The organism is Planctomycetia bacterium (genome assembly GCA_021413845.1).
In the GTDB taxonomy this organism is placed as follows: Bacteria; Planctomycetota; Planctomycetia; order Pirellulales; family PNKZ01; genus PNKZ01.
Genome location: JAIOPP010000096.1, coordinates 1 through 13,997 on the forward strand (window position 1 = coordinate 1; position 13,997 = coordinate 13,997).

The 13,997-nt window shown below is 59.5% G+C and carries 12 protein-coding genes and 1 tRNA gene; 8 read left to right on the plus strand and 5 right to left on the minus strand.

Annotated features, from left to right (window positions below; all coding sequences use genetic code 11):
• Positions 1–314 precede the first annotated feature (314 nt).
• Positions 315–782 carry a Dna2/Cas4 domain-containing protein gene (locus tag K8U03_17910; GenBank protein MCE9606767.1) on the minus strand — a complete coding sequence of 156 codons (468 nt, stop codon included), beginning with the start codon at positions 780–782 and terminating at the stop codon, positions 315–317.
• Positions 783–1,591: 809 nt separating this feature from the next.
• A tRNA-Met gene (locus tag K8U03_17915) sits at positions 1,592–1,665 on the minus strand.
• A gap of 313 nt (positions 1,666–1,978) precedes the next feature.
• Here K8U03_17915 and K8U03_17920 point away from each other — a divergent pair.
• The 3 genes from K8U03_17920 to K8U03_17930 all read left to right on the plus strand — a co-directional run bounded on the left by K8U03_17920 (position 1,979) and on the right by K8U03_17930 (position 6,408).
• Positions 1,979–3,277, plus strand: coding sequence for a homoserine dehydrogenase (locus K8U03_17920; protein MCE9606768.1), 1,299 nt, complete (start codon positions 1,979–1,981; stop codon positions 3,275–3,277).
• Positions 3,278–3,365: 88 nt separating this feature from the next.
• Complete coding sequence (locus tag K8U03_17925) at positions 3,366–4,568, plus strand: cofactor-independent phosphoglycerate mutase (GenBank protein ID MCE9606769.1); 1,203 nt, start codon at positions 3,366–3,368, stop codon at positions 4,566–4,568.
• Between the two features lie 52 nt (positions 4,569–4,620).
• Positions 4,621–6,408 carry an aspartate kinase gene (locus K8U03_17930; protein ID MCE9606770.1) on the plus strand — a complete coding sequence of 596 codons (1,788 nt, stop codon included), beginning with the start codon at positions 4,621–4,623 and terminating at the stop codon, positions 6,406–6,408.
• 3 nt (positions 6,409–6,411) lie between these two features.
• On the opposite strand, the gene K8U03_17935 is transcribed toward K8U03_17930, so the two are convergent.
• Positions 6,412–7,545 carry a cobalamin biosynthesis protein P47K gene (locus K8U03_17935; protein ID MCE9606771.1) on the minus strand — a complete coding sequence of 378 codons (1,134 nt, stop codon included), beginning with the start codon at positions 7,543–7,545 and terminating at the stop codon, positions 6,412–6,414.
• 196 nt (positions 7,546–7,741) lie between these two features.
• On the opposite strand from K8U03_17935, the gene K8U03_17940 reads away from it, so the two are divergent.
• Entirely contained in the window at positions 7,742–8,962 is a 1,221-nt protein-coding gene (locus tag K8U03_17940) for a DegT/DnrJ/EryC1/StrS family aminotransferase (protein ID MCE9606772.1), read from the plus strand.
• Positions 8,959–9,681, plus strand: a complete 723-nt coding sequence (surE, locus tag K8U03_17945; GenBank protein ID MCE9606773.1) for a 5'/3'-nucleotidase SurE — start codon at positions 8,959–8,961, stop codon at positions 9,679–9,681. Before K8U03_17940 ends, surE begins: the two co-directional genes overlap by 4 nt.
• 62 nt (positions 9,682–9,743) lie before the next feature.
• Here the strand turns inward: surE and K8U03_17950 are convergent, their stop codons facing one another.
• Entirely contained in the window at positions 9,744–10,037 is a 294-nt protein-coding gene (locus K8U03_17950) for a carbon storage regulator (GenBank protein MCE9606774.1), read from the minus strand.
• 700 nt (positions 10,038–10,737) lie between these two features.
• Here K8U03_17950 and K8U03_17955 point away from each other — a divergent pair.
• A complete protein-coding gene (locus K8U03_17955) occupies positions 10,738–11,172 on the plus strand; it encodes an NUDIX hydrolase (protein ID MCE9606775.1) in 435 nt (144 codons plus the stop codon).
• A gap of 64 nt (positions 11,173–11,236) precedes the next feature.
• On the opposite strand, the gene K8U03_17960 is transcribed toward K8U03_17955, so the two are convergent.
• Positions 11,237–12,286 carry a Gfo/Idh/MocA family oxidoreductase gene (locus tag K8U03_17960; protein ID MCE9606776.1) on the minus strand — a complete coding sequence of 350 codons (1,050 nt, stop codon included), beginning with the start codon at positions 12,284–12,286 and terminating at the stop codon, positions 11,237–11,239.
• Between the two features lie 219 nt (positions 12,287–12,505).
• On the opposite strand from K8U03_17960, the gene K8U03_17965 reads away from it, so the two are divergent.
• Together K8U03_17965 and K8U03_17970 are read left to right on the plus strand one after the other, a co-directional pair.
• Positions 12,506–13,168, plus strand: a complete 663-nt coding sequence (locus K8U03_17965; protein ID MCE9606777.1) for a tetratricopeptide repeat protein — start codon at positions 12,506–12,508, stop codon at positions 13,166–13,168.
• Between the two features lie 163 nt (positions 13,169–13,331).
• The gene (locus tag K8U03_17970) at positions 13,332–13,958 is read left to right on the plus strand and encodes a hypothetical protein (GenBank protein ID MCE9606778.1); all 627 of its coding nucleotides are present in this window, start codon (positions 13,332–13,334) and stop codon (positions 13,956–13,958) included.
• Positions 13,959–13,997 lie beyond the last annotated feature (39 nt).

Genomic DNA, 13,997 nt, shown 5'->3' on the forward strand with positions numbered 1-13,997 from the left:
GAAACATCACGGCCGCCGGACCCTGCTTTACGAACGGCGCAAAGATCGATGACAACATCGCTTAACTCCGAGACGATGCCCCGAAGAAAAGTCTCGCAACCCCTCGTGAAAAAGCAACCCCGCTAGCTTCACAACCCTGGGGCTTACCCCCCCGTCAGACTCATTGCCTTCCGGTGCCGTATGCCTAATCGGATTCTTCGACGGTCTGCGCTTCGTTGGTTTGCGGCGTTCTTGATCCTCGCTCAGGGGGTGGTTCCCGCTCGGCTCTTGGCCGACCCGTCGGGGGGCGTCGTGGCGGCCGGTAGCGCGGCGATTCACGTCGCGCCCAACCACGTCGAAGTGACGCAGCAAAGCGATCGCGCGGTCATCAACTGGAACAGCTTCTCCGTCGGCGCCGGGCAAGCGGTGAACTTCCACTTGCCGGGGGCCAACTCGCGCGGGGAGCCGCGCTTGTAATCGACGGGCACAACCACGCCGTCGTCGGCTTCGATCAGATCCATCTTCGCGATCAGCCCATGGCGCTCGCTCGACAGCGTCACGCTTCGGGCATGGATCGCATCTTCGGGCGAAAGCTCTTCGGCCGGCGCGAGCTCACCCTTGCCGCTATCGACCTTCGTATGCCGGAGCGCACCTTCGACCGTTTCGCGATTGTGTTTGAAGACCCCTTCGACATGTTCGTAGAAGTAAAGCCGCGGACAATAGACGAACTCGTTGAGCATGCGGGCCGGAAGGTAGTCCCGAGCGTCCTCGTCGGGCATCGAGATCGGCAAAGCGGTCGACATGGGGATACCCATGGAATGTCGATCCCCTCGGAAGAGTGTGATGCCAGAACATAACGGTTGCCGGGCCGAACGCAAGTTTTGCGGCAGCAATCGCTGGGAAAGCGGCTCATCTCCGCCGCCGTATCGAGTGCGGAAGTAACCTAGCGGCAGGCTTGGACAGATCGAGTCACACGTGCCATTTGTTCAGTGATGTAAACACACGTGGCTATTCGCCTTTAATGCATGGCGAGGTGCGCAAGCTCCACGAGGAACGCATCAAGCGACCCGTGATTCTCGACGACGTCAAACCAACAACGAAAATGCGATACGAAGACGTTGCTGAACGAGCTGACCACGTTCAAGCGATGATCGATGGTTCGTCGAGGTCGAGCACTTGAGAGACTGTGAGCCGATCAAGCTCAAGCTTTGCCGTCATGAAGGCCAACGAGCTTATTGCTAGCGCCCGGCGGAAGTGGCCGCCATGGCTGAACTCAGCCGCGTGCGAGATGAACGGTCGGTCGGAGAGTGTCGTCATGAAATGGGTCGGCCACGCGGATAGCGCTAGGGTCCGCCAATATTTTCACCTACACGACGAGAAGTTCCACCGCCTTATGCAAGGCTTGGATCTTCTCGGCAAGTCCGTCGGATGTTCCGACGGAACAGTATTCAAAGGCGAGAGAAGAAGCAGGCCCACCGCCGAATCAGCTAGGTTCGCAATCGACACGATGGCCTGATTGCCCCACTGATTGACTCAGTTGCGTCCGCGCCTAGACTCGATCGATTGAAATGCCCAAATGTGCAGCATTTCAAACGATCGAGGTAAAATCTAATAGCGGGGACGGGACTCGAACCCGTGACAGCCGGATTATGAATCCGGTACTCTAACCAACTGAGCTACCCCGCCCGAAAGCAAACCACCAGTTTAACGCCGCGACGGGTCGGGTCAAGACGCTCGGCATCGCCGGCAAGCGATCTCAAATCGCGATCTGAGCAAGCATTCGCGGGCTTCGACGTCGCAATCGGCCTGCATCCTTGCGACACCGATCATCGCGGACTGGTTCACGCCACCAAATATCGGTTGTGCGCAAGAACTCCGTGGGTCGCTGCGCTCCTTGACGAAGTCGACGCGAGGCATTTACGATTGACGGATTATTCACGCTTAACCGCCTCCATCTAGATCGCTCGCTCCGCGCACCGAAGATCGCTATCGAATCGTTATGGAAAAGACCAAGATCGGCATCGTCGGACTCGGAACCGTCGGCTCGGGCGTCGCCAAGTTGCTGCTCGACCACGGCGACCGCACCGCGCGACATGCCGGCCGAACGCTCTGGGTCGAAGAAGTCGTCGTGCGCGACCTGAAGAAGCCGCGCGATTGCGAACTTCCGAGCGGCATCGTTTCCGACGACTTGTCCCGCATTACCGGCAATCCGGAAATCAAAGCTGTCGCACACTTGGTCGGCGGTTTGGAGCCGGCCCGCTCGATCATGCTCAAGCTCTTGGAAAGCGGCAAAGACGTCGTCACCGCGAACAAAGCGCTGCTCGCCGAACATGGCCCGGAGTTGTTCGACAGAGCCCGCGAACTGGGGCGCTCGATCGCGTTCGAGGCTTCGGTGGCCGGCGGCATTCCGATCATTTGCAACATCAGCCAATGCCTTTCGGCCAACCAGCTCGAATCGCTTACAGGCATTCTGAACGGCACGTGTAACTACATCCTCACGCAAATGAGCGAGCAGGGGGCCGACTATGCGACGGCCTTGGCGGAAGCTCAGCGGCTAGGCTTCGCCGAAGCCGACCCGACGCTCGACGTCGACGGTAGCGACACGGCTCAGAAACTCGCGATCCTCGCGCATCTGGCGTTCGGTAGCCGCGTCCGCTGGAGCGATATACCGCGCACCGGCATCGACAAGCTCGAAGCGGAAGACATCGAATACGCTAGCGAGCTTGGCTACCGCATCAAGTTGCTGGCCGTGGCGAAGCTCGTCGGCGACGGCCTGCAGATGCACGTCGCGCCGACGCTCGTAAAGTCGGGCACTCCGCTAGCCGAAGTGCGCGGCGCGTTCAACGCCGTCAGCGTCGTCGGCGATGCCGTCGGGCCGTTGTTCTTCCACGGCCTCGGGGCAGGGCAGATGCCGACCGCTTCGGCCGTCGTCGCCGACTTGATCGACACGGTCGTCGGCCGCACCGCGATTACGTTCCGCACGCTCGAACTGTGGTCGAAGCGCGAGGCGCGGGTCGCTTCGTGCGACTTCTCCGACGCAACCGGCCGGTACTATATGCGGTTTCACGTCGCCGATCGGCCGGGCGTGATGGCCGAGATTACCGGCGTTCTCGGACGGCTCGGCATTTCGATCGCTTCGGTTATTCAGCATGAGCACAAAGGGGGCGACGCGGGCGTCGTCCCACTCGTCATCATCACGCACGAGACGACCGAAGGGGCCACGCAAAAAGCGATGGCGGAAATGGATCGCCTAAAGTGCATCCGGCCCGGAAGCGTGCGGATGGGTATTCGAGGTTAAGGCGAAGACGCTCGCCGGCGAGCGTTGGCGAGGGATTCGATTCGGATCCGATGAGCGATTCTTTTGCGACGAAACGAGTACGGTATTTATGAAGTATGCGATTGTGATTCCCGACGGCTGTGCCGACGAACCGCAAGCCTCGCTCGGCGGCAAGACTCCGCTCCAAGCGGCGAACGTGCCGAATATGGACGCCATCGTGCAAGCCGGAATCGTCGGCCGAGCGAATAATGTTCCTCCTTCGTTGCCGGCCGGGTCCGACGTCGCCAACCTAAGCTTGCTCGGCTACAACCCGCTCGAACACTTCACCGGCCGCGCACCGCTCGAAGCTGCAGCACAGGGGATTCCGTTGGCCGCCGCCGATTGGGCGATTCGCTGCAACATCGTGACGGTCGAAGACCAGACGATGAAGAGCTTCACGGCTGGGCACATCTCGACCGAAGAAGCGACGCGCCTGCTTGTGACCGCGCAAGAGCACCTCGGCAACTCGGAGCTGACGTTCTATCCCGGCGTCAGCTACCGCAACCTTCTGCTCTATCGACCCGGCAGTGGCGCGGCTCCTTTCTCGAACGACACGCGCACAACGCCACCGCACGACCTGACCGACAAATCGGTGCTCGACGACTATCCGCGCGGCCCCGGCGGGGGCTTGCTCGTCGAACTGATGAGTTCGAGCGTCGGGCTTTTCGCCGACCATCCGGTCAACGCCGAACGGAAAGCGGCCGGCAAGCCCGTCGCCACGAACATTTGGCTCTGGGGGCAAGGACGTGCGCCGGCGCTGAAGTCGTTTCAAGAACTTTACGGCAAGAGCGGCGCGATGATCACCGCGGTCGACTTGCTGCGCGGGCTTGCGGCGCTCGTCGGCTGGAAGCGGATCGAAGTTCCCGGTGCAACCGGCTATCTCGACACCGACTATGCGGCGAAGGGGCGTTACGCGATCGAAGCGTTGAACGACGTCGACGTCGTCTGCGTGCATGTCGAAGCGACGGATGAAGCGTCGCACGAAGGGCGCGGCGATGCGAAGATCCAAGCGCTCGAAGAGATCGACGCGAAGATCGTCGGCCCGTTGCATGCCGCGCTCAAGAAATACGGCGACTATCGCATTCTCGTTTCACCCGACCACCCGACGCCGATTCGGACGAAGACCCACAGTCATGGGCTCGTGCCGCTGGCGATCTGTGGAACCGGAATTAAGCCCGACACTGCACAAACCTACGACGAAGTGGCGGCCGCCGCATCGCTGATCGCTTTCGACGAAGGCTACAAGATGATGTCATACTTCCTCGGCAAATAAGCTCCTTTCAAAAAGCTCGTTCGTCTCGACTATCGTTTACGGATTATTCGCAATGCCTCTCATCGTTCAGAAGTTCGGCGGTTCCAGCGTGGCCGACACGCAGAAGATACTCGCCGCGGCGCGCAAAGCCATTCGCGCTCAGCAAGAAGGAAACCAAGTCGTGACGGTCGTCAGCGCGATGGGCGACAGCACCGACGATTTGATCGAACTGGCGAACCAAATTTCGGATAGTCCGCCGGCCCGCGAAATGGACATGCTCCTCTCAACCGGCGAGCAGGTGAGTGTGGCGCTGATGGCGATGGCCGTCCACGCGCTCGGGCATCAGGCCGTGAGCATGACCGGTGCGCAGATGGGAATCGAGACGAGCAGCGTCCACGGCAAGGCTCGGATCAACACGATCAAGTCCGACCGCTTGCGCAAAGCGCTCGACGCCGGCAACATCGTGATCGCCGCGGGCTTTCAAGGGATCGACGAAAACCTGAACATCACGACCTTGGGGCGCGGCGGCAGCGACACGACGGCCGTGGCTTTGGCGGCGGTGCTCGGAGCCGACGCGTGCGAGATCTATACCGATGTCGACGGGGTCTGCACCACCGATCCGCGATTGCTGCCGGAAGCGCGGCGAGTTAAGCAGATCAGCTACGACGAGATGCTCGAACTGGCGAGCCTCGGAGCAGGGGTGATGCATAGCCGGTCGATCGAGTTCGGCAAGAAATTCGGCGTGCCGATCCATGTGCGCAGCAGCTTTACCGACATTCCCGGCACGATGATCATGGCGCTCGGCGAAGCGCCTAATCAAGCGGTTTGCGGAGCGACGCTCGTAAAGAACGAGGCCCGCGTAACGATCCTCGGCGTGCCCGACGTGCCGGGCTCCAGCCATACGATCTTCTCGAAGATCGCGGCGAAGAACGTGACGGTCGACATGATCGTGCAAAACGTCGCCGCCGACGGCCGCGCCGACATTTCGTTTACCGTCGTGCGCGAAGAACTTCCTGCCACGCTTAGAGCGGTAGAGGAAGCGGTTCACGAGCTCGGGGCCGAAGGATTCACGAGCGACGAGAACGTATCGAAGGCTTCGGTCGTAGGGCAGGGAATGGCCGAGCAAACCGGCGTGGCTCAAAGAATGTTCCGTAGCTTGGCCGACGCAGGCATCAACATCCAAATGATTACGACCAGCGAGATCAAGATCTCGGTGCTGGTGTCGCGCGAGCAGGGGGCCGCCGCGCTGCGCACGGTGCATCAAGCGTTCGAGCTGCATAAAGTTCCGGAGAAGCTCAACCCATCCGCTTCCGAGGCACACGCCGCGATGAAGCCCGGCAATGCCGCGGCGGTCGTGGAGCGTTTGCAAGGGGTGCAAGGGATGGAAGATCTCACGATCGACGAAGTTCGGATCGACGACACGCAAGCGCGCGTGACGATTTCCGGTGTGCCCGACACGCCGGGCATCGCTGCGAAGGTGTTCGAACGGATCGCGGCCGACGGCATCTTCGTCGACATGATCGTGCAAAGCTTCGGACGCAACGGCAAAGCCAACTTGAGCCTCACGATTCCTCGCGGAGACCTGGCGAAGGCGCTGAAAACCGCCGAGGATCTCGTCAAGCAATTCTCCTGCGGGCCGGTTTCGAGCGCGCCGAAAGTAGTGAAGCTTTCGGTTTCCGGAATCGGCATGCGCAGCCATACCGGCGTCGCGATTCGGATGTTCCGAGCGCTGTCGGAAGCGGGCATCAACGTCGACATGATCAACACGAGCGAGATGCGCGTGAACGTCGTCGTCGACGGGGCGGCCGGCGAGCGCGGCCTAGCGGCATTGCAACAAGCCTTCGCCGATACGATGCGGTAGCTCTTACGCAGTCGGCTCGGCACCGCGACCTAGCGGCATCCGATGCGTCGGCATCGGACGGCCGGGGCGAAAGCTTTGCATCTCGGTTACGTCCGCTACGAGCGACCACGCCTTCGCCGTTTCCGCGGAGACCTTGCGCACGAGTTCGGCCAGCAACTCGGGATCGAGCGCGACTCGGGCATTGACCGTGAGATCGATCTCGTCGACCTCGGCATTCGAGGCGACGGAGATTTCAGGGGGCACATCCGAACAGACCCAATTCACGATCGCGGTCGAGTCGCCCGCCGTGGCGAGCACTTTGAGATGAGCCGGCTCGGCGTCGACTGCAAGGCAAGCCGTGGCGAGCCGTTCGAGGAAGTCGACGAGGAAACGATCGACGTTAATCCGCGAATCCTTCGGCGACGGGGAACGAAATCCGACGGTGCAGTTGAGCCAACCGAGCTCGGCCTCTCCTGCGGCGTAGATGTCGTAATCCATCGCCGGCGTATCGGTTCGTGGATCGATCGTGCGCCCGACTTCCGCCAAGAACGCAGCGAAACCAGCACCGGACCGGGCACTGAGCGGGATGACCTTCTTGCCGGGAAATCGTTGCTCGATCAATTGCGTGATCCGCAACAGTTCGTCGGACGTGAGCTTATCGACCTTGTTGACGACGACGAGATCGGCCTCTTCCAATTGCTTGAGAAAGATGTATGCCGCTTTGGGCGAGAACCCCATATCGCTTCGATCGCCGAGAATCTTGAGACCATGCTCCGGCTTCAACAGCACCGTGAGCGGGGCGGCTTCGATTTCGGCAGCGTAAAACTTTCGTAACGGCTCCAGCACTGTCGCGGCAAGGTCGGTGCAGCTACCGACCGGTTCGGCCAGAATCACGTCCGGCCGCTGTTCGGCGGAGAGTTGAGCGACCACATCCGTCAGATCGTTGAACTTGCAGCAGAAGCAAGCGCCGGTCACTTCGCCGACATCGAACCCTTGCGCTCGAAGCGACATCGTATCGACGAGGCCATGAGCTTGATCGTTCGTAACGATCCCCACCTTGAGCCCTTGGTCCGTATAATGGCGGGCCATGCGGGCAATGGTCGTCGTCTTACCGGCCCCGAGAAAGCCCCCGATCATGATGTATCGCAGTCTGTTCATCGGAGAAATTCCGCACTCTAAGGCTAATACCGGGCGAGAACGAATCGCGAAGCTTCAAAAAGCACGAGCGGCGGGGCATCGCGACGCATTGCAGTCGAAGAGCGATTAGAATATGCCGGGCGACGATGCGATGCCAGTAGGGCGTGCGGCGGAAGCAGTTCGCTAAGACGGCCAACAAACTATCGAGACTGATCACGTGACTGATTACGAGTCTTGGACTCCAGCGATCATGGGGGGCGAGCGTGCGTTTCCCGAGGGCCCGCCGGCTTGGCCGCCGCCGGACGAAGACGTTCTTGCGGCCTTGCAGAAAGCCTATCGCGACGGTTCTTGGGGACGCTACGAAGGGCCGAACCTTGAGGCGCTGATCACGGCGTTGCAAGAGTTGTTGAAGGTCCCGCATATCTTGCCTTGTAGCTCGGGAACGATTGCCGTTGAAATTGCGCTACGCGGTTTGGGGGTCGAGCCCCGCGATGAAGTGATTCTGGGAGCTTATGATTTTCCGGGCAATTTTCGTGCGATCGAAGCGATCGGCGCGACGCCGGTGTTGATCGACTTAGATCCGCAGACTCGCTGTATCGACGTCGACCAAGCCGCCGCCGCATGCGGCCCGCTCACGAAAGCGATGATCGCGACCCATCTGCATGGGGCGGTCGTCGACATGCGGCGTTTGCGCGAGCTTGCCGACGACCGTAAGTTCCGGATCGTCGAGGATGCATGCCAGTGCTCGGGAGCCGTGGTTCAAGGGATGCCAGCGGGCACATGGGGAGATGCGGGGGTCTTTAGCTTCGGCGGCAGCAAGCTCCTCACGGCCGGCCGTGGCGGTGCCGTATTTACGGCTCGGGCGGACGTTTATCAACGCATGAAGATTTTCAACGAACGGGGCAACGCGGCATTTCCACTAAGCGAGTTGCAAGCGGCCGTACTAATGCCGCAACTGGAGAAACTGCCGGCGCGAGGCATTGCCCGGCGTTCCGCCGCGCGGCGCTTGGCCGCCGCTTTAGCCGAAGCACCGGGACTGATCCCCGTGCCGACGGAACCGAGCGATTGCCGGCCCGAGTTCTACAAACTGGGACTGATGTTCGATCTTCGCCCCCAGGAAAGCGGCGAAGATATTTCTTTAAGCCGCGATGCATTCGGCAACGCCGCACGAGCCGAGGGAATTGCGCTCGACCCGGGGTTTCGCGGCTTCCTGCGGCGCACTCGGCGGCGATGCCGGCAGATCGGCGATTGCCCGATCGCGCGGTGTGCGGCCGAACGGACTCTCGTGCTGCATCACCCGATCTTGATGGAATCGGAAGATGCCATCGATCGCGTTGCAACGACGCTGCGGCATCTTCTAACGGCATTTCGCGACGGTGCCGGCACGTGCTCCGATCCAAAAACTTCTTCCACGCCCCGGGATAAAGCTCGACCATGAGCCTGCGATTCTTAGTTTCCAACGACGATGGATACGACGCGCCGGGAATCGAAGCACTCGTTGCCGTGCTGCGGAAGTTCGGCACGACGACCGTCGTAGCCCCGCTAGCCGAGCAGTCGGGCTGCGGACATCGCGTGACGACGCATCAACCGCTGACGCTCAAGCAAATCGGCGACGATTGGTACAGCCTCGACTGTACGCCGGCCGATTGCGTGCGGGTCGCGATCTCGCACCTCAAGCTGGAGGTCGACTTCGTCGTCGCGGGAATCAATGCCGGCGGCAATCTCGGTTGCGACGTGTTTATGTCGGGAACCGTCGCTGCGGCCCGCGAAGCCGCGTTATTAGGCGTGCCGAGCATCGCCGTTTCTCAATATCGTCGCACGCGCGAGCCCGTGGATTGGGAGCGTGCCCAGCGCTGGATCACGCCGGCCATTCAGAAATGCCTAGAGGAGCCTCGACAGCTTGGCGTCTACTGGAATCTCAATCTGCCTGACCCTGCCATCACGCCCGACGCCGGCAACGGCACGGCGTATGTGCCGCCGATCATCCGTTGCCCTCTCGACACGAATCCGCTCGCATTCCGGTACGAACGCCAAGACGACCACCTCGTTTACCGAGGCACTTATCAAGAACGTGGTCGGACTCCGGAGTACGACGTCGCCGTTTGCTTCGACGGGTCGATTAGCATGACCCGCCTGCAACTCAGCCTGCATGCATAGAGCAGGCTTGGACCGGGAATGGATTGCCTCGGAATATGGACACGCTTGGGAAACTCGCAGCGTTACTTCGACGGGCGAAGCGTTTGCTGAATGATTTCCCGAATGCGGTTCTGTCCGACGTGCTTCGCACGCATCGTGGCGACCGCTATGCCACGGCTCTGCGGAGCATCGTGGGATACGGACGGGGCAGCGCCCACGGATTCGAGAATCGCTTCAAGCTCGCCCCGCATGATTTTGCAATCCGAGGGAGCTTCGATTCCCAGGCTGACACGGTTGCCGGAAAGGCGTTGGACCGTGATGACGATGTTGTCGCCGATTCGAATTTGTTCGCCTTGCTTACGGCTGAGTACGAGCATGGATCCATCCTCCGTGAAATTTTCAGTGAAACACGACGGGAGCGTTTTTGCTCCTGCCGCACAATCCTTTGATCACGCTTCAACCACGGCGTCTGATCCTGCCTAAAAGACGTCGGCGTTTGCCGGTGAACGGCTAAATTCAGTCGCAAACCGGATACCGCTTAGAGCAAAATTCTTGGGGCCGACAGCGATCGCTCTCCAACTTATTTGCCACAAACAACTTATAGAAAACACAAATCACCACACACATGCTCGTCGGTCGACATGTCGCAACTTTCGTGTCTCACATTGAGAAACTTGTCTCAAAATCAGAAGAATCTGGTTATTTTTCGCTCTCCAGACTGATTCGCCATCGACCAGTTTTACCGAGTATTTTGCCCCCTGATTCGCAACCGACTGCGACAGAACGTCGCTCTATGCAATTATGAAAACGAGCCTTAAGGCAGAGATTTTGATTGCATGTCGGAAGCAAGCTTCGCTTTTGTGTCACAGTCGTTGGCGATCGCTAAGCGAGTGAACACCAGATTCAAAGACCTTGCTTGGCCCGAACACATCTCGAACGTTGCCCGACGATCACTAAGGAAACGGGCGAAAAGATCTTTGCGCCGAAACTCGTAAACGTCTAACCGGAGCCTAACCCTCCGTCGATAAATTCATACTGCTATGGAACTTTTTCGCTCACGTAACCTATATTGAATACATGAAGCAAAGTTCGAACCCGAATTCGCATGCTTGTGCAATTCCCTACCGCATCGCCGGGGGCCGGGTCGAGGTTTGCATCGTCACCACGGTGCGCAAACAGCGCTGGGTGTTTCCCAAGGGTTACGTCGAAGACGGCGAAACCGAAGCGGAAGCGGCCTTAAAAGAGGCTTTCGAGGAAGCAGGCCTGATCGGCCGCATCGCCGGCAACTCGGTCGGCAGTTACGAACGCCGCAAGCTAGGTCTTATTTGCCGAGTGGCTTGCTACTTGATGCAAGTCGAAGAGTGCCAACGCGCTTGGGATGAATCCAGCGTGCGCCGACGACGCTGGGTGCCGGCCTCCGAGGCACTCGCCGAACTCGGCCAAAAAGAGCAACGAAGCATTTACGCTTCGATCTTGCGCCGCCTCGAACGACGCCGTCCGAAGGCGGGCTAACCGCTTAGCGACGTCGGTCCCTTGATGAGTCCGGCCGCTCGTTTCATTTGGCGATTTAACGCGACTATTTCGACGTGGCCGAACTAGGCTTCTTCGCACGCTCTAAGATATCGGCGATCAGCACGCTCTTACCGCCGAGGCGCTTGCTCTCGTCGGCCGCTTCCATAAATGCCACGAGATTGATCGTCGTTTCTTTTGCGACCGGCGGTTTCCCCGTCTTAAAGAATCCGGCGATCTCGACCAAAAGGGGTCCATACCCGCCCCCCTTGCGCTCTTCGGCCGGTCCTGCTCCCGTGCTACCGAAGACGAACGCTCCGTACCCGGATTTGCCGGATCGAATGCCGCGGAAGGTTCCTACGCGGCCTTCCTTCCATACGCCCGACACGACATGCGTGTCCGGAGTCGCGACACACGCCACGCTCTCGCAACCGTCGCCCATGATGGTGAACAGAATTTCAACACCATGAATGCCGTACCAGAACAGGTCGGGATGATGTTCTTCGAGCGAACAAGGGCCGTACGACAAGCAGCCGAGAACATCGCCGAACGGCTTCTCGGCGTTAACCGCCGCAATGCCGGGATAGTAGCGGAGCGACGAGCTGGAAAAAATCGGAGTGCCGGATTCTTCCGCGAGCCGGTAGATTTCCAATGTGTCCGCGAGCGATGCGGCGATCGGTTTGTCGATGAACATCGGCTTCTTTTTGGCGGCGTTCTTATTCGCCTCGAACACCGGGCGAGCTTGGGCCAAGTGCGGCCGGCCATCGACGCTTTCCAGCAGAATGGCATCGACTTTCGGCAACAACGCTTCGACCGAGTCGACGATCTCGACCCCTTGCTTACTCAATTGCTCGGTAAAGCCGGCAACGCGAGAATGGCTCGAATGCACATCGCTCGACCCGCCGGGAAACGCCGCCACGACTTTCATCCCAGCCAAAGGGCTATCGGCCTTCGCGTTGTTGATAGCCCCCGTGAATGCCGGCGCATGCGAAGTGTCGAGTCCGATGATCCCGATCTTGATGAGTTCGCTTTTCGCAGCATCCTCGGCTTGAGCCGGCAACGCTCCCGAGACGAAAACGGTCAGCGCGATGAAGACGCGATGAAGACGGAAGCGCATGGCAGATTCTCCAAGGGGGCGGCAGGCAGGGGAGTGCGGTCGGGGAACTCTTCGCAACCAAGAAATCGAAACCAGGAAATCGCGGCCGAAAAAATTCGACCTTTCATAACGAGTTTCATTGCTCGGCGAAGTGAACTCAGTTAGTCTACTCGCCGCCCCTACCCACGGAAAGCACCGATGAAAAAAAGCTGCCGCCTTCTTCCATTCGCGCTCATAGTTATGGCCGCCGCTTGCTATTTCGAGCAACCGGCGACGTTCGTCGAGGGTGCCGAACCCGTCGTGCCGAAAGCAACCGCCGAAACTCCCGACATGCTCGAGCAGCGTGGCAGCGACCATTTCCGTGCAAGTCGATTCACCGCTTCGGTCGCCGATTTCGATCAAGAGATCAAGCTCGATCCACGGCGAGCCCCTTGGCACTGGAAACGTGGCATCTCGCTCTACTATGCCGGCCGCTATGCCGATGGCGCCAAGCAATTCGAGGGGTATCAAACCGTCGACGGCAACGACGTCGAGAATGCGGTGTGGCGATTTCTCTGCCAAGCTCGCGATCCGAATGTCGGCCTCGAAAAGGCGCGGCGCGAGATGCTGACGATCAAAGACGATCGCCGAGTTCCCATGACGCAAATCTATGCGCTGTACCACGGCGACCTCAAGCCCGACGATGTGGTTGCGGCGGCGAAATTAGGAAATCCTCCCGAATCGGTCCTAGCTCAACGCCTGTTCTACGCACACCTCTATCTCGGCCTCTATTTCGAGGTGTTGGGGGATCTGCCGGCGGCCAAGCTTCAAATGAAGGAAGCAGTGGCGCGAAAGATCGACCACTACATGGGGGACGTCGCCGTAGTGCACGAGAAGTTGCTCGCCGCGAAAACCGCGAAATAGCCCCCCGCTTGCCGGCATCGCCGGAATATGAAAGGGTTACCGAGCCAATCCCCAGGTCGATCTAGGGAATACGCGCGCCCGGTTGTTAGAATTTGCGCCGATTCGGTTTTCTAAGATTGTCGGTTCCGTTCATCTCGGATTATCCCGCTAAGGTATTTCAACGATGCCGCTCGCACTCAAAACGAAAAGCCAATGGTGCACCGAGGTCGTCAACATGGCGTTTTCGGACATCCAACGGGATCAACAGTTGCTCAACGCCTTGAGCAAAGCGCTGAAGGCAGCGAAGAGCGACGAACAGTTTATGTATCTCAACGATAAAAAACGCGACCCGACGTATCTCTACGAGACATACGTGAAGAACACGAATCTTCCCCGATTCGTCAACGTTTCGGCTTCGATGATGCGCGCTTGCGCTGCGGTGGCCGCGGATCCGAAGAAGCTCTCGGCCGAAATTGCGAAGGTCACCTCCGAGGTCCAGCAACTCTTCTCGCAAAACCTACGACCGACGTTCATGGCTTCGACGTCGTGCGACACTTGGTGCGACCTTCAAAACGAAGAACTCGCCAAGGCCGACTGCGTGAAGCGAGGCAAGAAGCTCGCCAAGATCCTCGGCATCGATGCCAGAATGATCGCCCAAGCGCTCACGGCGATTGCGATCGCGCGCTTCAAGAAGGACAAGAAGGGGATCGCAGACGCAATGGCCGAAATCCAAGCTGAAGGGGATAAGGCCAAGGCTAAGGAAATCGAAAAACTCATTCTGAGCGAGCTCGAAAACATGGGATTGCGATAAAGATCCCTACCGCCGAACCGACGGCGCTTCGATAGCGAC

Coding starts and splice junctions, on each gene's coding strand:
- K8U03_17930 (MCE9606770.1), top strand. CDS start 4,621: ATGCCTCTCATCGTTCAGAAGTTCGGCGGTTCCAGCGTGGCCGACACG.
- K8U03_17955 (MCE9606775.1), top strand. CDS start 10,738: ATGAAGCAAAGTTCGAACCCGAATTCGCATGCTTGTGCAATTCCCTAC.
- surE (MCE9606773.1), top strand. CDS start 8,959: ATGAGCCTGCGATTCTTAGTTTCCAACGACGATGGATACGACGCGCCG.
- K8U03_17910 (MCE9606767.1), bottom strand. CDS start 782: ATGTCGACCGCTTTGCCGATCTCGATGCCCGACGAGGACGCTCGGGAC.
- K8U03_17920 (MCE9606768.1), top strand. CDS start 1,979: ATGGAAAAGACCAAGATCGGCATCGTCGGACTCGGAACCGTCGGCTCG.
- K8U03_17925 (MCE9606769.1), top strand. CDS start 3,366: ATGAAGTATGCGATTGTGATTCCCGACGGCTGTGCCGACGAACCGCAA.
- K8U03_17960 (MCE9606776.1), bottom strand. CDS start 12,286: ATGCGCTTCCGTCTTCATCGCGTCTTCATCGCGCTGACCGTTTTCGTC.
- K8U03_17935 (MCE9606771.1), bottom strand. CDS start 7,545: ATGAACAGACTGCGATACATCATGATCGGGGGCTTTCTCGGGGCCGGT.
- K8U03_17970 (MCE9606778.1), top strand. CDS start 13,332: ATGCCGCTCGCACTCAAAACGAAAAGCCAATGGTGCACCGAGGTCGTC.
- K8U03_17965 (MCE9606777.1), top strand. CDS start 12,506: ATGGCCGCCGCTTGCTATTTCGAGCAACCGGCGACGTTCGTCGAGGGT.
- K8U03_17950 (MCE9606774.1), bottom strand. CDS start 10,037: ATGCTCGTACTCAGCCGTAAGCAAGGCGAACAAATTCGAATCGGCGAC.